At 49.8% G+C, this 18,094-nt stretch carries 19 protein-coding genes; 11 read left to right on the top strand and 8 right to left on the bottom strand.

The genetic code is table 11. The annotated features are described in order from the left end of the window. The first annotated feature begins 68 nt into the window (after positions 1-68). From truB to pnp, 3 genes are all read left to right on the top strand, one after another. Positions 69-965, top strand: a complete 897-nt coding sequence (truB, locus tag RYZ26_RS00095; RefSeq protein ID WP_317681036.1) for a tRNA pseudouridine(55) synthase TruB — start codon at positions 69-71, stop codon at positions 963-965. A gap of 21 nt (positions 966-986) precedes the next feature. Further along, positions 987-1,256, top strand: a complete 270-nt coding sequence (rpsO, locus tag RYZ26_RS00090; RefSeq protein WP_317681035.1) for a 30S ribosomal protein S15 — start codon at positions 987-989, stop codon at positions 1,254-1,256. A 250-nt stretch (positions 1,257-1,506) separates the two neighbouring features. Next, on the top strand, positions 1,507-3,711 hold the full coding sequence (pnp, locus tag RYZ26_RS00085; protein ID WP_317681034.1) for a polyribonucleotide nucleotidyltransferase: 2,205 nt from the start codon (positions 1,507-1,509) through the stop codon (positions 3,709-3,711). A 323-nt stretch (positions 3,712-4,034) separates the two neighbouring features. On the opposite strand, the gene RYZ26_RS00080 is transcribed toward pnp, so the two are convergent. Together RYZ26_RS00080 and RYZ26_RS00075 are read right to left on the bottom strand one after the other, a co-directional pair. Then, complete coding sequence (locus tag RYZ26_RS00080; protein WP_317681033.1) at positions 4,035-4,433, bottom strand: ATPase inhibitor subunit zeta; 399 nt, start codon at positions 4,431-4,433, stop codon at positions 4,035-4,037. A 24-nt stretch (positions 4,434-4,457) separates the two neighbouring features. Then, a complete protein-coding gene (locus tag RYZ26_RS00075) occupies positions 4,458-5,195 on the bottom strand; it encodes a FadR/GntR family transcriptional regulator (protein WP_317681032.1) in 738 nt (245 codons plus the stop codon). A gap of 154 nt (positions 5,196-5,349) precedes the next feature. Between RYZ26_RS00075 and acuI the strand changes: the two genes are divergently transcribed. Together acuI and RYZ26_RS00065 are read left to right on the top strand one after the other, a co-directional pair. Beyond that, a complete protein-coding gene (acuI, locus tag RYZ26_RS00070; RefSeq protein WP_317681031.1) occupies positions 5,350-6,339 on the top strand; it encodes an acrylyl-CoA reductase (NADPH) in 990 nt (329 codons plus the stop codon). 124 nt (positions 6,340-6,463) lie between these two features. After that, positions 6,464-7,120 carry a tetratricopeptide repeat protein gene (locus tag RYZ26_RS00065; RefSeq protein WP_317681030.1) on the top strand — a complete coding sequence of 219 codons (657 nt, stop codon included), beginning with the start codon at positions 6,464-6,466 and terminating at the stop codon, positions 7,118-7,120. Here the strand turns inward: RYZ26_RS00065 and RYZ26_RS00060 are convergent. The 6 genes from RYZ26_RS00060 to miaA all read right to left on the bottom strand — a co-directional run bounded on the left by RYZ26_RS00060 (position 7,117) and on the right by miaA (position 13,031). Continuing rightward, a complete protein-coding gene (locus RYZ26_RS00060; protein WP_317681029.1) occupies positions 7,117-7,536 on the bottom strand; it encodes a secondary thiamine-phosphate synthase enzyme YjbQ in 420 nt (139 codons plus the stop codon). The genes RYZ26_RS00065 and RYZ26_RS00060 overlap by 4 nt on opposite strands. 32 nt (positions 7,537-7,568) lie before the next feature. Continuing rightward, positions 7,569-8,318 carry a DODA-type extradiol aromatic ring-opening family dioxygenase gene (locus tag RYZ26_RS00055; RefSeq protein ID WP_317681028.1) on the bottom strand — a complete coding sequence of 250 codons (750 nt, stop codon included), beginning with the start codon at positions 8,316-8,318 and terminating at the stop codon, positions 7,569-7,571. 264 nt (positions 8,319-8,582) lie between these two features. Further along, a complete protein-coding gene (gene ilvC, locus RYZ26_RS00050) occupies positions 8,583-9,602 on the bottom strand; it encodes a ketol-acid reductoisomerase (RefSeq protein ID WP_317681027.1) in 1,020 nt (339 codons plus the stop codon). Positions 9,603-9,653: 51 nt separating this feature from the next. Further along, complete coding sequence (gene ilvN / locus RYZ26_RS00045; protein WP_411576843.1) at positions 9,654-10,172, bottom strand: acetolactate synthase small subunit; 519 nt, start codon at positions 10,170-10,172, stop codon at positions 9,654-9,656. A 14-nt stretch (positions 10,173-10,186) separates the two neighbouring features. Then, positions 10,187-11,968, bottom strand: a complete 1,782-nt coding sequence (ilvB, locus tag RYZ26_RS00040) for a biosynthetic-type acetolactate synthase large subunit (RefSeq protein ID WP_317681025.1) — start codon at positions 11,966-11,968, stop codon at positions 10,187-10,189. A gap of 106 nt (positions 11,969-12,074) precedes the next feature. Further along, positions 12,075-13,031 carry a tRNA (adenosine(37)-N6)-dimethylallyltransferase MiaA gene (gene miaA, locus RYZ26_RS00035; protein ID WP_317681024.1) on the bottom strand — a complete coding sequence of 319 codons (957 nt, stop codon included), beginning with the start codon at positions 13,029-13,031 and terminating at the stop codon, positions 12,075-12,077. Between the two features lie 58 nt (positions 13,032-13,089). Between miaA and serB the strand changes: the two genes are divergently transcribed. The 6 genes from serB (at position 13,090) to fmt (ending at position 17,898) form a co-directional block, all read left to right on the top strand. Further along, positions 13,090-13,944 (top strand): phosphoserine phosphatase SerB, encoded by an 855-nt coding sequence (gene serB, locus RYZ26_RS00030; RefSeq protein ID WP_317681023.1) that lies wholly within the window; start codon positions 13,090-13,092, stop codon positions 13,942-13,944. A 130-nt stretch (positions 13,945-14,074) separates the two neighbouring features. Beyond that, positions 14,075-15,064, top strand: coding sequence for a sodium-dependent bicarbonate transport family permease (locus tag RYZ26_RS00025; RefSeq protein WP_317681022.1), 990 nt, complete (start codon positions 14,075-14,077; stop codon positions 15,062-15,064). 10 nt (positions 15,065-15,074) lie between these two features. After that, positions 15,075-15,389 (top strand): P-II family nitrogen regulator, encoded by a 315-nt coding sequence (locus tag RYZ26_RS00020; protein ID WP_317681021.1) that lies wholly within the window; start codon positions 15,075-15,077, stop codon positions 15,387-15,389. A 264-nt stretch (positions 15,390-15,653) separates the two neighbouring features. Then, on the top strand, positions 15,654-16,295 hold the full coding sequence (locus RYZ26_RS00015; RefSeq protein ID WP_317681020.1) for a carbonic anhydrase: 642 nt from the start codon (positions 15,654-15,656) through the stop codon (positions 16,293-16,295). 63 nt (positions 16,296-16,358) lie between these two features. Further along, complete coding sequence (gene def, locus RYZ26_RS00010; RefSeq protein ID WP_317681019.1) at positions 16,359-16,868, top strand: peptide deformylase; 510 nt, start codon at positions 16,359-16,361, stop codon at positions 16,866-16,868. 76 nt (positions 16,869-16,944) lie between these two features. Continuing rightward, positions 16,945-17,898: a methionyl-tRNA formyltransferase gene (gene fmt / locus RYZ26_RS00005; protein ID WP_317681018.1), complete on the top strand. Its 954-nt coding sequence runs from the start codon at positions 16,945-16,947 to the stop codon at positions 17,896-17,898. Positions 17,899-18,094: the final 196 nt, after the last annotated feature.

The raw sequence follows: 18,094 nt of genomic DNA, 5'->3' as shown, positions 1-18,094 counted from the left end.
GCGCAGGCAGGGATCTTTCTCGTGTTTCCCAGATTCCTGCCTGCGCAGGAATGACGTAAGTGGTTAATATGGCCCGTAAGAAAAAAGGCATTCCCATTCATGGCTGGTTGATCATTGATAAGCCGCTTGAAATTTCTTCCAACAATGTGGTGGGAAAAGTCCGCTGGCTGACCAAAGCACAAAAGGTCGGCCATGGCGGAACACTTGATCCATTAGCCTCCGGCATTCTTCCCCTCGCATTCGGCGAAGCAACCAAAACGGTTTCCTATGTCATGGATGGCACCAAGACCTATCGCTTCGAAGTCAGCTGGGGGGAAAGCCGCAACACGGATGATGCGGAAGGCGAGGTGACCGAAACGTCCGATGTGCGCCCGAAGCAGGATCAGATTGAAGCCGTCCTTTCAAACTTCATTGGTGAAAATGACCAGGTCCCCCCGATCTATTCCGCCCTTATGATTGATGGGCAGCGTGCTTACAAGCTGGCGCGTGACGGACAGGATGTGGAAATGGCGTCACGCAAAGTGCAAATTGATGATCTAAAACTGATCGAATGTGTTGATGCGAATCGGGCGTTGTTTGAAGTTCAATGTGGCAAAGGCACCTATGTACGCTCTTTGGGGCGTGATATTGCCAAGGCGTTGGGCACTGTTGGCTATATTTCTCTTCTTAGGCGCACAAAAGTTGGTCCTTTTGACGAAAAAAGCGCGATTTCTCTGGATTCCTTAGAAGAGATTGTGCATAGTGACGCGCTTTTTGAAAGCCTTCTTGCGATAGAGACCGTGCTAGACGACATCTTGGCTCTGGCCTTGTCGCAGGATGAGACCCAAAAAATTCGAAACGGTATGGCGCTAGATACGGATTTGGCGGATGCAGAGGTCATCAGACTGATGCATGACGACAAACTCGTTGCCCTTGCCAAAGTCGAAGACGGGAATGTCCGTCCCTTTCGGGTCTTCAATTATTAACATTTAAATATGGAGTATCTGATGTCGATTACTGCTGAAGAAAAAGCACAGGTTATTGCAGAATTCGCAACCAAAGAAGGTGACACTGGTTCACCTGAAGTACAGGTTGCTATTCTGTCCAAGCGTATCGCAAACCTGACAGAGCACCTGAAAACACACAAAAAAGATTTTCACTCTCGTCGCGGTCTGTTGCAAATGGTTGGTCAACGTCGTCGTCTTCTGGACTACACCAAGAAGAAATCCAACGACCGTTACCAAAGCATCATTGAACGCTTAGGTCTGCGTCGCTAAGACAAAGATTTTCGTAAGTAAGGCGCGATATACCCCACCCGGTATGACGCGCCTTTCTTCGTTTTCGACCTATGTGTTCCGGCGTATGCTGGAACCTCTGTCCAAGAGGCCCCGGCATACGCTGGGGAACATGTCATAAAGTCTTCAAGTCACAAGTGGTCGAAGTGGCGTAAAGTGAAGGCTAAGGCCGTAGGTAAATTTTTAAGGGAAGGTCCCTTAAGCGGCCAAAGTACGTATGTAAGGAAGATATATGTTTAAAGAATTCCGTAAAGAAATCGAATGGGGCGGTCGTCCGCTTGTATTCGAAACTGGTAAAATTGCACGTCAAGCAGACGGCGCTGTTATGGTGACTTATGGCGAGACAAAAGTTCTTTGTACCGCTGTTGGTCAGAAGCAGGCACGCGCTGACATCGATTTCTTTCCGTTGACGGTTAACTATCAGGAAAAAGCATTTGCTGCTGGTAAAATCCCAGGTGGCTTTTTCAAACGTGAAGGTCGTCCTTCTGAAAAAGAAACACTGACATCTCGTTTGATCGACCGTCCGATCCGTCCGTTGTTCGCACCGGGCTATAAAAACGAAACACAAGTTATTTGTACGGTTCTGGCACATGATCTGGAAAATGACCCAGACATCGTTGCTATGGTTGGCGCCTCTGCTGCACTGACTATTTCCGGCATGCCATTCATGGGCCCAATCGGCGCGGCACGTGTTGGCTACATCGAAGGCGAATATGTTCTGAACCCGACTTCTGAACAATTGGAAGACAGTGTTCTTGATCTGGCCGTTGCCGGGACACAAGAAGGTGTTTTGATGGTTGAATCTGAAGCTGAAGAGCTGTCAGAAGAAGTCATGCTGGGTGCGGTGGCTTTTGGTCACAAAGAATTCCAGGCTGTTATCGATGCCATCATCGATCTGGCTGAAGCTTGTGCAAACGATCCTTGGGATCTGCCTCAACCTGTTGAGTACCTCGGTGAAGTTGAAGCCAAAGCGGCTGAACTGGCGGAAGCTGACCTGCGCGCTGCTTACAAAATTGTTGATAAGCAAGAACGTGTGGCTGCTGTTTCAGAAGCCAAAACCAAGGTTACTGAATTTTACGCTGACCAGATTGAGTCCGGTGAGGTTTCCGGCGTCGTTGTTTCCGGCGTTCTGAAGAACCTGGAAAAAGACATCGTTCGTCGTGACATCATTGCAACGCAATCTCGTATCGATGGTCGTGACACAAAAACAGTTCGTGCCATTGACGCAACTGTTGGCCTGCTGCCACGTGCACATGGTTCTGCCCTGTTCACACGTGGTGAAACACAGGCACTCGCCGTAACCACTTTGGGTACAGGCCAGGATGAGCAAATCATCGATGCTTTGGACAAAGAATACCGCGAAAACTTCATGCTGCACTATAACTTCCCACCATATTCTGTTGGTGAAGCAAGCTTCCTGAAGTCCCCTGGTCGTCGTGAAATTGGTCACGGTAAACTGGCGTGGCGCGCTATCCGCCCATTGATGCCGTCCAAAGACGATTTCCCATACACTGTACGCGTGGTTTCTGAAGTCACAGAATCTAACGGTTCTTCTTCCATGGCAACCGTTTGTGGTACATCTCTGTCTCTGATGGATTCCGGTGTTCCATTGAAACGTCCTGTTGCGGGTATCGCAATGGGCCTGATCAAGGAAGATGATGGCTTTGCAGTTCTGTCTGATATCCTGGGTGATGAAGATCACTTGGGTGATATGGACTTTAAAGTGGCTGGTACCGAAGAAGGTATCACGTCTTTGCAGATGGACATCAAGATTACATCCATCACACCAGAGATCATGGAAATCGCCCTGGATCAGGCCAAAGACGGCCGTGTTCACATCCTGGGTGAAATGGCGAAAGCCATCACATCCGGTCGTGACGATGTTTCTAACAACGCACCAAAAATCACTGCCTTCCAGATCAACAAAGACAAGATCCGTGAAGTCATTGGTACAGGTGGTAAAGTGATCCGCGAGATCACCGAAACAACTGGTGCGAAGATTGACATCGAAGACGACGGTACCATCCGTGTGGCAGCTGTTGACGGCGAAAGCGGGCAGAAAGCTATCGACTGGATCCAGGGTATTGTTGCTGAGCCTGAGCTCAACAAAATCTACCGTGGTAAAGTCGTTAAGGTCATGGACTTCGGTGCATTCGTTAACTACATGGGCACAAAAGACGGTCTGGTTCACATCTCTGAACTGAAGAACGAGCGTGTCGCCCAAGTTTCTGACGTTCTGTCTGAAGGTGATGAAGTCTGGGCGAAACTGATCGGTATCGATGACCGTGGTAAGGTTAAACTTTCCATGCGCGTTGTGAACCAAGAAACAGGTGAAGACATCACGGAAGAAGTTGGCGAAAAACGCCCGCGTTCTGAAGGTGATGGCGAAAAGTCCGATAAGCCGCGCGGCCCACGTCGCCCGCGTCGTAAAGACTAATCACTGATCACAGTCGATTAAAGATAAACCCCTTGAGCGCGATGGCCTCAAGGGGTTTTCTTTTTATCTGCACCGACTGGCAGTTCATGTACGTATATGTTGGCGGTTTTATGTTTGATAAAGTCGCAGGTATCGTATTGGAATGTGTAGTCTGAAATTCAAGACCGTCTGCAGTGAGAAGGATGCTTTTATCAGTTGCTACGCGCCTATAAAAATCAACACCGGAAGGGAGTAAAGGGGCCGGGCTTGGATTGTTGAATATGGCCAGAAAAAGATCTGGGAGTCCGTGTTTTGAATTCAAGCTGGTGGAAAAAGAATAAGGACTATTTTTTCTTCTTTTTTTTATCCTTTTTGTCTTTCTTTTTCTGTTTGGCTTTGACTTCTTCTTTTGTGCGTTTGGCTTGTTCGGCGAGCATACCTTGCAACACTTCTTTTTCAAACTGACGTAGCTTTTCCCAGACTTCGGTTTCCTCAATATCGATATTGGCCTTTTGAAAATCGGCCATGATGCGATCGACAACAGGTTTGGGGCCAGCTTTTGAAATATCAGCACTGATCAGTTCAAGGAAGTATTCTTTCTTATCCGTATCCAGCTGTTTTGCCGCCCAATTGGCAATTTTCTTGTTGCGCTTGGCTTCCAGATAAAAATATTCCAGATCATCATGGGCATGACGTACTTCGTCTGTGACCCGCTTGGAGCCCATGGTTTCAACGACTGACATCCTCTTTCTCTCCCTTAAAAAAGATCAGTTTTTCGCATCTCTCAAGGCCTGTGCCTTTGAATAGCGGTCTTTTAAATCATCCATTTGTTCCATGATTGCCTGTGCTGCGCCCTCTGCATCACCAGCTGTAATGGACGCAAGGATGCGTTCATGCTGTTCAACCGTTTTTTCTTTATCCCAAAAGCGAAAGACAATCAAGTTGACGATGGGTTGCACGGCTTCGATCACTGATGTCATCATGAATTTTAACATGGAATTCTGCGTTGCATCTACAATGGCACGGTGAAAGCGCACGTCTGAGGCGCAAAAATCCTGATCAGCAATGCTGTTATTTTTTTGCACCGAAATTTCAAATGCCATGGCATTCAGATGGCTTTGATCGCGGCGAACAGCGGCCTGTCTGACGCAGATCAGTTCCAGTTCACGGCGTGCTTCTGCGATGTCAGATAAATCAAACTCGCCCATTGTTGTCAGTAATGATGTCATGTTGGACAGGGTTTCCTGGGCTTCCAGACTGTCCGGGCGGTTAACGAAGGTACCACCACTCGGCCCTCGGCGCGACCGGATCAAATGCTGGGCGGCAAGACGTTTCAAGGCCTCGCGGATGGTGGGGCGCGACACACCGAACCGTTCGGCCAGTTCCGGTTCGGTCGGCAGGCGTTCATCCACTTTTAAGTCGCCTTCTACAATCGCAGCGCGGATGGTTTCGGCGATTTGTTTGGCGAGACTTTCTGTGACCAGCGGTTCGTATTTAATGCCCATAAATGCGTTCTTTCCTTTTTATCCGTTGAAGGAGAATGCGCAGAAAACGCCCAAAAACTCAATCAAATTATCTCATTTTTATATTTGTTTGACAAATATAAAAATATAAGTAATCTAAGATCAACATCTTCAATCATCACAAAAGGGAATTCCCATGTTTAAGGCTTTGGTTCTGTCTAAAACTGACGATGGCGTCACATCCGAAATCACTGAACTGGACGAGTCACAATTGCCGGAAGGCGACGTTGTGGTCTCTGTTGAATATTCAACGCTGAACTATAAAGACGGTCTGGTCCTCAATGGTCTCGGCGGCCTGACCCGTGAATTCCCACATGTGGGTGGGATTGATTTTGCAGGTACCGTTGAAAGCAGCAGCCATGCAGATTTCAAAGCAGGTGACAAAGTCGTCCTGACGGGCTGGCGTGTTGGTGAAATCCACTGGGGCGGCTATGGTCAGAAAGCCCGCGTTTCCGGGGATTGGCTGGTGCCGTTGCCAGAAGGTCTGTCCCCACGTCAGGCAATGGCGGTCGGTACAGCTGGCTTTACCGCCATGCTGGGTGTAATGGCACTGGAAGATCACGGTCTGACACCGGATTCTGGTGAAGTTCTGATTACAGGTGCTGCAGGTGGTGTAGGTTCTGTTGCAGCCGCTATCCTGTCCAACCTCGGGTACGACGTTGCAGGCTCTACAGGTCGTGCAGACACGCACGATTATCTGAAAGAAATGGGCGTAAACACCATTATCGACCGCGACGAGCTTTCTGAAGAATCCAAACGTCCGTTGGAAAAAGAACGTTGGGCAGGCTGCATCGATGCGGTAGGCGGCACCACACTGGCCCGGGTTCTGGCACAATTGAAATATGGTGGCTCTGCAGCAGCGATTGGTCTGGCAGGGGGCAACAAGCTTCCGGCAACCGTAATTCCGTTCCTTCTGCGTGGTGTGAACCTGTTGGGGATCGATTCGGTTATGTGCGCCAAGGAAAAGCGTATCACTGCCTGGCAGCGCATTGCACGCGACCTGCCGATGGAGAAACTGGAAAACATGGTCACCGAAGCCAAACTGGAAGACCTGCCGCAACTGGGCAAAGACATCCTGGGTGGCAAAGTCCGTGGCCGAATGGTCATTGATGTCGCAGGTAGCTAAGCACCTATTGTTACAGAGAATTGAAAGTTTAAGCCTCGTATTCATACGGGGCTTTTCTTGTTTAAATGCCGGGGTGAAATGATTAGGTTAAGTATGGAACCTATAGTTATTTCGGAGTCTTTTTATGTTTCGCCTATTGTCCGTCCTGCTCGCTCTCCTTCTTTTGCACACATCTCCTGTTGAGGCCAATTCAGCACGCGATCTGGCAGAACGTTTGGAAGCGAAAGCGTCAAACGGTGATATCAAGGCGGCCTATAAACTCGGTCTGTTCTGGTCGCAGGGTAAGAAGGTGGATCCAGACTATTTTACCGCGGCGGAATGGTTCGAACGCTCCGCTGAAGGCGGCTACACCAAGGGCATGCTGAAGATCGCAGATATGTATGAAGAAGGTCGGGGCGTTGATAAAAACCTGAGTGCCGCCCTGAAATGGAACAAGATGGCTGCGCAAAACGGGTCAAAAGCCGCGATGGTCAAGCTGGGGGCGATCCATGCCTTGCAGAATAATTTTAAAGATTCTGCCAACTGGTATATGAAGGCCGCGATCAAAGGTGATGTTGCCTCTATGCGTGAGCTTGGTAATTACTATCTGAATGGTTCAGGCGTGCGGTTTGATCTGAAACAGGCCTTTGCCTGGCTGGAACTGGCCATTGAAAAGGGTGATTATAAAGCCAAGGCGCTGCAGGGCAAAATCGTTCAGAAAAAAGGTCAGGGCTGGGCTGATGATCTGCGTCGCAAGGTCAATATGCGCATGGTCCCGGTTGCCTATTGGGACGAACGTTAATCCCCGATAAGATGGCCCACGACAGATCGATTATGCGGGGCCTTTCGATGTTCAAACAGATAAATCCCCTGCCAGGTGCCGAGGGTAGGACGCCCGTTCGCAACTGGGATGGACAGGGACACATCTGTCAGCGCTGATTTGATGTGAGCTGGCATATCATCCGGCCCTTCCATGGTATGGCGCAACCATTCCATATATTCCGGCACCATACGGGCAAAAAACTCGTTTAAGTCGAGCTGCACATCCGGGTCCGCATTCTCCTGAATGGTCAAGCTCGCGCTTGTATGACGGCAAAAGAGCGTCAATAACCCGGTCTCAATCCCGCTGTCAGCAACCCACCGGCTCACTTCCCGCGTGAACTCGTAAAGGCCTTGCCCTTGGGTAGAGAGGCTGAAGCTGGTTTGGGATTGTTGCATGGAGGTGCCCTTTCATGTTCGGGCACATCCTATCAATCAAACCGCACCGCTGCCATAGACAAATTGCCATGTTCGAAGCCGCGATGAAGCAGGGTGGCTGTATCGCCTGCGCCCATGGCGACGTAGAGGGGGAGCCAGTGTTCGTCACGCGGATGGGCGCGGGTGAAGTGGGGGGCTTCTGCATGGGCGTTCAGCAGGGCGTCCTTGTCGCCGGATTCTAGTTTCTCGACAAACCAGTCTTCATAGGCTTGCGCCCAGTCATCAGGCTGGGTGGAATTCCATCTGATTTCACCCAGATTGTGGGTGACCGCGCCGGAGCCGATGATCAGCACGCCTTCATTTCTCAGTTCCTTCAGCTGCTCACCGAGTTGATAAAGGTAGGCGGGGCTTTCACCGGATTGCAGGCCCAGCTGCACGACGGGGATGTCGGCATTTGGGTAGATCAGTTTCAGCGGTGACCATGCGCCATGATCCAGTCCGCGAACAGGGTCAATATGGGCGTCTAACAGGCCTTGCAGGCGCGTTGTGAGTTCGGATGAGCCACGGGCAGGGTAGTGCATCTGGAACAAAGCTTCGGGGAAGCCATAGAAGTCGTGGATGGTTTTGTGCTCTTCTGCTCCTGTAACGGTCAGGCTGCGGGTTTCCCAATGGGCACTGATTACCAAAATGGCTTTCGGGCGTGGCAGGTCTTCTGCCAGACCGGACAGAAACGCGCGACCTGCACTGTCTTCTTCGATCAGAACGGTGGGCGATCCGTGGGAAATAAATAAGCTCGGCATCATAGCTGGGGTCTCCTTCTTTCTGGAGATTAATATAGGCCCAAGCAGTGCTTCTGATTAGCGGGAAATTGGGAAACAGATTGTTTCCGGCAGACAGGTGCATCTCCCTTTAACGTCATTCCTGTGAAGGCAGGAATCTGTGTTTATGAGATCCCTGCCTTCACAGGGATGAACAAAAAAAGGGAGAGACCAAAAGGCCTCTCCCCTCTTCTTGCAGTGCATGCAGACTCCTTTACACGGAGCCACGCAAATACCCTAATCCGAAGATTAGTTGCGTTCTTTGTCAACCAGCTGGTTGGCTTTGATCCATGGCATCATGCCACGCAGTTTTTCACCGGTTTCTTCGATTGGGTGCGCTGCGCCCTGTGCGCGACGTGCTTTCAGGAACGGTTGGCCAACTTGGTTTTCCAGCATGAAGTCACGAACGAATTTACCCGTTTGGATATCGTCCAGAACTTCTTTCATGCGTTCTTTAACGGAAGCGTCAACAACACGTGGACCGGAAACATAGTCGCCGTATTCAGCAGTGTTGGAGATGGAGTAGCGCATGTTGTGCATGCCGCCTTCGTACATCAGATCAACGATGAGCTTCACTTCGTGCAAGCACTCGAAGTAAGCCATCTCTGGTGCGTAACCAGCTTCTGTCAGTGTTTCGAAACCGTAGCGGATCAGTTCAGTCAGACCGCCACACAGAACAGCTTGTTCACCGAACAGGTCAGTTTCACACTCTTCTTTGAAGTCTGTTTCGATGATACCGGAACGACCGCCGCCAACGCCACAAGCGTAGGACATGGCGATTTCTTTCGCGTTACCAGAAGCGTCCTGGTGAACAGCGATCAGACATGGAACGCCGCCGCCTTTAACATATTCGCCACGAACCGTGTGACCTGGGCCTTTTGGCGCGATCATGATAACGTCGTGGTCAGCTGGTGCTTCGATTAGGCCGAAGTGGATGTTCAGACCGTGTGCGAAAGCCAGTGCGCCACCTTGTTTCAGGTTTGGTGCGATTTCGTTTTTGTAGATCTCGGCCTGCAATTCGTCAGGTGTCAGGATCATCAGAACGTCAGCCCATGCTGCAGCTTCAGCTACAGACATAACTTTCAGGCCTTCGCCTTCAGCTTTTTTGCGTGTTGCAGAGCCTTCACGCAGAGCAACAGCAACTTCAGTTGCGCCAGAATCGCGAAGGTTAAGTGTGTGGGCGTGACCCTGAGAGCCGTAACCAACGATGGCTACTTTTTTGGTTTTGATCAAGTTGACGTCTGCGTCGCGATCGTAATAAACCTGCATGTTCAAATACCCCTTGAACTTTAAAGATTAAGAATGTGGATGCGATTTGTCTTAGAGCCCCTCGGCTCCGCGAGAAATCGCCACGACACCGGTACGTGAAACGTCAACCAGTCCCAATGGCTCCATCAGATTAATAAATGCATCGACTTTGCCGGCCTTACCAAAGACCTCAAAGACGAAGGATGAATTCGAGCTGTCGATAACCCGTGCGCGGAAGATATCGGCAATGCGCAATGCTTCTACACGATGTTCCCCCTCGCCTGCAACCTTTACCAACGCCATTTCACGTTCCACGCTTGGGCCGTCGATGGTGAGATCGACAACTTTGCGCACAGGAACAAGGCGATCCAGCTGTGCTTTGATCTGTTCGATCACCTGACGGGTACCACTGGTCACGATGGTAATCTTGGACAGATTTTCAACGTGATCGGTTTCTGCAACCGTCAGACTTTCAATATTATAGCCACGACCGGAAAAGAGACCGATCACGCGGGCCAAAACACCTGCTTCGTTATCAACGAGAACAGATACCGTATGGCGAAGGATGTCGTTTTTATCTTCGTTAGTCATAGTCATTTCCTCCCTTACACCAAAACACCGGATTCGACGCTGCCGCCATCATCCGAACTTTCAGAATCTTCTGGGCCCATAATAATTTCGTTATGGGCAGCCCCCGATGGGATCATCGGGAATACGTTTTCTTCCGGGTCTGTGCGGATGTCAACGATTGTCGGCAGATGGCTGTCAAATGCCTGTTTAATCACGTCGTCCAGTTCACCCGGGTTGCTTGCACGCAGGCCAAGCGCACCATAAGCTTCAGCCAGTTTGACAAAGTCAGGTTGACCTTCGATGTGGCTTTCAGAATAACGTTCGCCATGGAACATTTCCTGCCACTGGCGCACCATACCCAAGAACATATTGTTCAGGATGAAGCATTTAACCGGCAGCTTGTAATCCATCATGGTGGTCAGTTCCTGCAGGTTCATCTGGAAGGAGCCGTCACCCGCAATTGCGATAACTAGACCGTCCGGATGGGCAACCTGTACACCCATGGCAGATGGATAACCATAGCCCATGGTACCCAGACCACCGGATGTCATCCAACGCTTTGGCTTTTCAAACGACAGATGCTGTGCCGCCCACATCTGGTGCTGGCCAACTTCTGTTGTATAGAATGTGTCTTTACCTGTTTCTAAAGCCAGATCACGGATACGTTGCAGCGCATATTGTGGCTTGATGATCTTGTTGGAATTGGTGAATTTCAGGCTGTCTTTCTTGCGCCAGTCTTCAATTTCTTTCCACCATGCATCCAGAGCTTTGCCATCAACCTGTGCCTGATCGGCTTTCCAGTGTTTGATCAGTTCTTCCAGAACGTGGGCAACATCACCGATGATCGGCACATCGACTACAACGTTTTTGTTGATGGAAGATGGATCAATATCCACATGAATTTTCTTGCTGTCAGGGGAGAATTTATCCAACGCGCCAGTTACACGGTCATCAAAGCGCGCACCGATGTTGATCATGACGTCACAGTCATGCATCGCCATGTTGGCTTCGTATGTGCCGTGCATCCCCATCATGCCGAGGAACTGTTTGTCAGACCCGGGAAACGCCCCCAGACCCATCAGAGTCAGGGAACAAGGAATACCAGTCATTTTCACCAATTGGCTGAACAACGTACAAGCTGCTTCGCCGGAATTGATGATCCCGCCACCACCGTAAAACAATGGCTTCTTGGCGTTTTTGATCAGTTGAACGGCTTCTTTGATTTGTGCGGTTTCACCCTTCATCTGTGGCTTGTAGGACTTATGTTCAACCGCGGAATTTTTCCCCGGTGTCTTATAAGTCCCTGTCGCCAGCAGAATATCTTTTGGAATATCAACCAGAACCGGACCCGGACGACCAGAACGTGCCAGATAGTAGGCTTCGTGAATAACACGGCCCAGATCGTTAACGTCTTTCACCAGGTAGTTATGTTTTGTACAACCGCGCGTGATGCCTGTGATGTCGGCTTCCTGGAAGGCGTCGTTCCCGATCAGGCTTGAAGGCACCTGACCTGTCAGACAAACCAACGGAACCGAATCCATCATGGCGTCAACAAGACCTGTCACTGTGTTGGTAGCACCTGGACCAGATGTCACAAGCACCGTACCCACTTCCCCAGTAGAGCGTGCATACCCTTCCGCGGCGTGGACAGCGGCCTGTTCATGTTTCACCAGAATGTGGCGAAGACCATTTTGTTTGAACAGCGCGTCATACAGCGGAAGAAGCACGCCACCCGGTAGTCCAAACATCACATCCACACCTTGATCTTTCAAAGCCTGGATTACGATTTCAGAACCGGTCATTTCTTTCGTGGACATGCAATTATCCTCCGTCTCAACGAATTCTTTTGTCCCCCCTCAGATAGGGGCACAAACAAATGCACCCGCGCGGGTGCGCGAGCTACGAGGTGCGCAACCTAATGGGTCAGAGACTATAGGTCAACAAAAACTGGCGAATTTTCTTATAAATTTCGTCACGCAAACTTTCCGAATATTGCGCAGAATGTATTTCACATTGTTTTATTTGATTACGAAACCATGTGCATTGGCGTTTTGCAAAGCGCCTTGTCTGCATCTGGGCAAGGTCGCGGGCCTCTTCCAATGTGGCTTCTCCGCGTACGTATGACAGCAGCTCGGGCACCCCTAATGCCTTCATAATCGGCAGTTTTCCGTCCAGTTTCAGTTTATCAAGGGCAGTTACTTCTTCAATGGCGCCTTCTTCCAGCATCAGATCAAAACGCATGTCACAGCGTTTATAAAGGATGTCACGTGGCGGCATGATCACATCTGTCATGAAAGCCGCATCCAATGCAGGTTCGGGTTTAATTTCGCGCTGTAAGACGGCTAATGATGTCCCTGTGGCTTCCAAAACTTCCAAGGCACGACAGATTCGTTGCGCGTCACGCGGTTTCAGACGGGCTGCCATCTCAGAATCTTTGGCCTGCAGTTCTGCATACAGTACCTCAATACCGTCCTCGTCCGCACGCCTGCGAATCTGCGTGCGAATCTCTTCTGGGATGGGGGGTAATTGGGAAATCCCTTCCACCAGCGTCTTGATATAAAGCCCGGTGCCCCCTGTAACCACAGGCAGTTTGCCTTCTGCCCAGACATTTTCAATCTCGGCCACGCACAGTTTTTCCCAATATCCGGCAGAACAGGTCTCAGACGGATCCATCACGCCATAAAGGCGGTGGGGGGCCAGTGCTTCATCTTCCACGCTGGGACGGGCGGTTACTACGCGCAGACCGTCATAAATCTGCATGGAATCTGCGTTAATAATGACCCCGTCAAATTCCCGTGCGATATCAAGGGCGGTTGCAGATTTGCCACTGGCGGTCGGGCCACCAATGACGATAACAGGCTTTTTGGCTTTAGTTTGCATCTGATAGATAACTCTGGCATAAACGGCGCACCGCGAAACACAACGGCACAATATAGTAATGTCTTACGTTCTGACCTTTATAGCAAATCCTGACAAACAACAAATCACCGATCAGCAAATCACCGAACTTTTGCCCGGCATGACGCCCGTCTGCCTTTCTGAAGGTGAAGCTTATGACGTCTTCACCGATGATGTGATCAATCTGGTGGACTTGCGCGAAAAGCTGCCCCATGTGGATGTGATTTTGCAAAATTCAGCAGGGCGAAAAAAGAAACTGCTGATCGCCGATATGGACAGCACCATCGTGACAGGGGAAACCTTGGATGATCTGGCCGAATTTGCAGGGATCAAAGACGAAGTGGCCGAGATCACCATGCGCGCCATGAACGGGGAAATTCAGTTCCGCGATGCCTTGCGTGAACGGGTCATGATGCTGAAAGGACTTTCAAGCGCCTTTATGGAAGATGCCATGAAGATGGTGCACCTGACACCTGGGGCAAAAGAACTGGTCGCCACCATGAAAGCCAATGGCGCTTATTGTGCGCTGGTTTCTGGCGGCTTTACCTTTTTTACCTCACGCGTTGCCAAGCAGGTCGGCTTCGATTTCAATGCGGGTAACAATATGGAAATTGTCGATGGCAAGCTTACAGGCGAAGTGATCGATCCGATCGTGACCAAAGATTCCAAACTGGATTATCTGAAATCCTTAAGTGCTGAACAAGGCATCACCACAGATGATGCGGTGGCGGTCGGTGATGGGGCGAATGATCTGCCGATGATTTTGGAAGCGGGTCTAGGCATCGCTTTTCACGCCAAACCAAGCGTGGTTGCCAAGGCAAAACACAATGTTCAGAACGGAAATCTGACCAGTCTTCTATTTGCACAAGGATACAAAAGAAGCGATTTTCAATAGTTCTAAACTATAGATTAAATAGCTGATTTCTATATATACGTAATTTGGTATTTAAATACCATTTTAACCTTGACGCCTTCCTTTTTTCACTTACATTCAGGCCAAACTCACATAAAAAAAGAGATGGCCTATGGAAGAGATACTATCAGTTGCTGTAGATAACCTGACATCGCCCATGGTGATGTTTTTTGCGCTGGGCTTTTTAGCTGCCATGACGCGCGTTGACTTGTCCTTGCCACAACCCGTTGCAAAAACCATTGCGGTTTATCTGATGCTTGCCATTGGATTTAAGGGCGGTGTGGGGATGGCGGGTACAGGCACAAGCTTGACCGTGCTGGCGCCTATCGCCATTGGCATCCTGATCAGTGCCTTACTTCCTTTCATCGGTTATCAGTTGTTGCGTATGACAAGTGGTCTTTCTTCGATTAACGCAGCGGCGGTTGCGGCTCATTTTGGGTCCATCAGCATTGTCACTTTCCTGACAGCCTCGCAAATTTTGATAGATCGGGGAACGAAGGGTGAAGGCATCCTGGTTGCAGTCGCAGCCGCTATGGAAGCCCCCGCTATTGTCGCCGGGATCTGGATTGCGGCGCGTCATCTCAAAAAGAACCCGTCTGAACAAACTGCCGACAGCGGGGAACTTTCCATGCGCGAGGCAGCGCTCAATAGTTCCATCCTTGTGCTGATCGGTTCTTTCATCATCGGCTGGGTCGTGGGACCACAAGGTCTTAGCGAAGTTAAACCCTTTATCAGTGATCCGTTTAAAGGGGTGCTGTGTCTCTTCCTGCTGGATATGGGCGCCATTGCCGGGCGTGGGTTGATGCAGAACCGTAAACTGCTGGATTTCGGGGTGGTTACCTTTGGTCTTTATATGCCCCTGATTGGTGCTGTGGTTATGGCGCTCTCTATCTGGCCGCTTGATCTATCTGTGGCTGGCAAGACTCTCATGCTGGTTCTGGCGGCAAGTGCTTCATATATCGCGGTGCCAGCGGCCATGCGACTGGCTTTGCCTCAGGCGAACCCGGCTGTTTATGTTACCTTATCACTGGGCGTGACCTTTCCTTTCAACCTTGTTATCGGCATTCCGCTTTATGTGGCGCTCGCCAACTGGCTTTATTAAGGAGTAAGCTATGCAGACTTACAAAAAAATCCGTGTGGAGGTTGTAATCGAACAGCCTGCTGTGGAACGTCTCGCCCACCTTCTGGATGAAGAAGATCACGTCAGTGGCTATACCATCGTCCCGGTTCATGGTGGAAGTGGGGTTCATGGCTTGTGGACCCGTGATGGTATGGTGACCGAAGCCGAAGGGATGATGATGGTGATCTGCATTCTGGATGACCGTTATAAGGATGAATTGCTGGAACATCTGGCGACTTTCCTCAAGAACCGCATCGGGATTGTCACCGCCAGTGAAGTAGAAGTTCTACGCAATGATCATTTCTAAAATCACTGATTGATGGGAATTTTTAATAGTATTTATCTATTAAAACCATAGAGTATTTCTATTAATCGGTAATTCGGTATTTAAATACCAATTAAACATTGACGTTATCCGTTTTATGGGTAAAGTGTGCGCAGTTTGTCAGGAAAGTGAGAGGGCTTTTTTGACAGATTTTCTGTCTTCCCGTATGTTTTATGTATCTTAACAGTCTGCATATTGGGGAAATGACAGGCGTCGTTCCATTGCAAAAAATAGGGTCACAAAATCATGGAAACAACAGAAAAGCTGAAAAAAGGCTACAAAGAATTCCAAGAAAAATATTTCCAGGAATATAAAGATATGTACCTTGATCTTTGTCTCAATGGCCAAAAGCCAAAGACATTGCTGATTTCCTGTTCAGATTCCCGTGTAGACCCCAGCATTATCCTGCAGACCGAACCGGGTGAATTGTTTGCTGTTCGTAATGTGGGTAACCTTGTGCCACCTTACAAAGTTGATGACAGCCATCATGGTGTCAGCTCGGCCCTTGAATATGGCGTGAATGTTTTGCAGGTGGAAAATATCATGATTATGGGGCATGCACATTGTGGTGCCATTCAGGCTGCGATTGATACGGAAAACAATCCCGATGAGCTTGGTACCGAATTTGTTCATAACTGGGTGCGCATTGCGCAAGACACTTTCAAGAACCCACAATGTTGTGCTGCTTCGATTAATGCGGGGAACCGTAACCCGCATGAGGTTGAACAGGCCTCCATCGTGAATTCCATGAAGAACCTGGAAACTTTCCCCTTCATCAAGAAACGCATCGAAGAAGGCAGTCTGAAAATCTATGGTCTCTATTTCCATATCGAGACTGGTGAACTCTCAGCATATGACCGCAAAACAGGCGAATTCGGCCCGCTTTAACTTGACCTTTGGGTCATATCCTCTTATGTCCATGACAAAGATTTCATCAAGAGAGATACTGTCGTGGCTATTCTGAAGATTTTGACCGCACCGGACCCTGTTTTAAAGAAAAAGGCCCAACCTGTTGAAGAAGTAACGGATGACATCCGCACGCTTCTGGATGATATGGTTGAAACCATGTATGACGCGCCAGGCATCGGTCTGGCCGCGCCGCAGGTGGGTGTCTTGAAAACCGTCATTGTCATTGATGTGACAAAGGACGAAGACGAACCGTTCGTCTATAAAATGGTGAACCCGGAGATTGTCTGGTCCTCTGACGAGCTGGGTACATATGAAGAAGGTTGCCTGTCGGTCCCGGAAAGCTACAGCGAAGTTGAACGCCCTGAGCGCGTTAAGGTCAGATATCTGGATGAAAACGGCCAGTCCATGGAAGTGGAATGTGACGGCCTGCTCGCCACCTGTGTGCAGCATGAGATTGACCATCTGAATGGCAAGCTATTCATCGATCATATCTCGCGTATCAAGCGTTCCATGATCATGCGCCGTCTGACCAAACTTAAAAAATCTGCTTAAGAAACGTCATTCCTGCGAAGGCAGGAATCTTTATCTCGCATACAGGAGATCCCTGCCTTCGCAGGGATGACAGAGAATGACCGAAGAAGATATCCTCAAGGAAGAAAATCCCCTGCGCCTTGTCTTTATGGGCACGCCGGACTTTTCCGTGCCGCTGTTAAGCGCCCTGATTGATGCGGGGCACGAGGTCGTCTGTGTCTATAGTCAACCCCCACGCAAAAGTGGTCGTGGCCAGAAGGTCAATCTCACCCCCGTGCATGCTTTTGCAGAAAGCAAAGGGATTGAGGTCCGCACACCTTTGACCCTGAAAAGCGAAGAAGATCAAAAAGCCTTTGCGGATTTGAATGCCGATTGTGCGATTGTGGCAGCTTACGGTTTGCTTCTGCCTAAAGCCATTCTGGATGCACCAAAATATGGCTGTCTGAATGCTCATGCCTCTATCTTGCCGCGCTGGCGTGGCGCTGCCCCGATCCAGCGGGCTATCGAAGCAGGCGATGATGTCTCAGGCGTCACCATAATGCAAATGGATGAAGGTTTGGATACGGGCGATATGTTGTTGATCCAGCCTGTTGCCATTACGGCTGAGACTACAGGAGAGAGCCTGCATGACGAGCTTTCCTTTGAAAGTGCACGCCTCGTACTGGAAGCGCTGCGTGCAGTGGCGGGTGGCTATACCAAGCCGCAGAAACAGCCGGAGGAAGGCGTAACGTATGCCAAAAAACTGGGCAAGAAAGAAAGTCAGATCGATTGGTCTGAAACAGCGGTAGGGATCGAACGTCGCATTCGTGCCTTCACCCCCTGGCCCGGTACCTGGTTTGCCTTTGGCAAAGACCGCATCAAGGTAATCAAGGCAGAAGTGGTTGATGCATCCGGTGAGGCCGGTATACGACTGGACGCGGATGGTCTGGTCATTGGCTGTGCAGAAGGGGCGCTGAAAATTCATACCCTGCAACGCAGTGGCAAGGGCGCAACAGATGCTGAAAGCTTCCTGCGCGGCTTTGACATCCCGGTTGGTAGTCAGGTGGTATAAAACACCCTCTCTCGGAGTGAGAAATATAAAAAGGCCCGAAAGCGATTGATGCTTGCGGGCCTTTTTGTTGGTGTGTGGGATTACCCCTGCGAGATCATGTCTCTGAGTTGTTTGGCCATCACGGTGAGCATGGCGAAGTCGACGCCTGAAGATGTTTTCTTCATCTCGCTCAGCATCTGGTCGGTTTGCTCAATGG

Origin of the sequence: Terasakiella sediminum (assembly GCF_033100395.1) — a bacterium.
Taxonomy (GTDB): Bacteria; Pseudomonadota; Alphaproteobacteria; order Rhodospirillales; family Terasakiellaceae; genus Terasakiella.
Note: the sequence above shows the minus strand (reverse complement) of the source record. Positions and strands in the feature narration are given on the sequence as shown.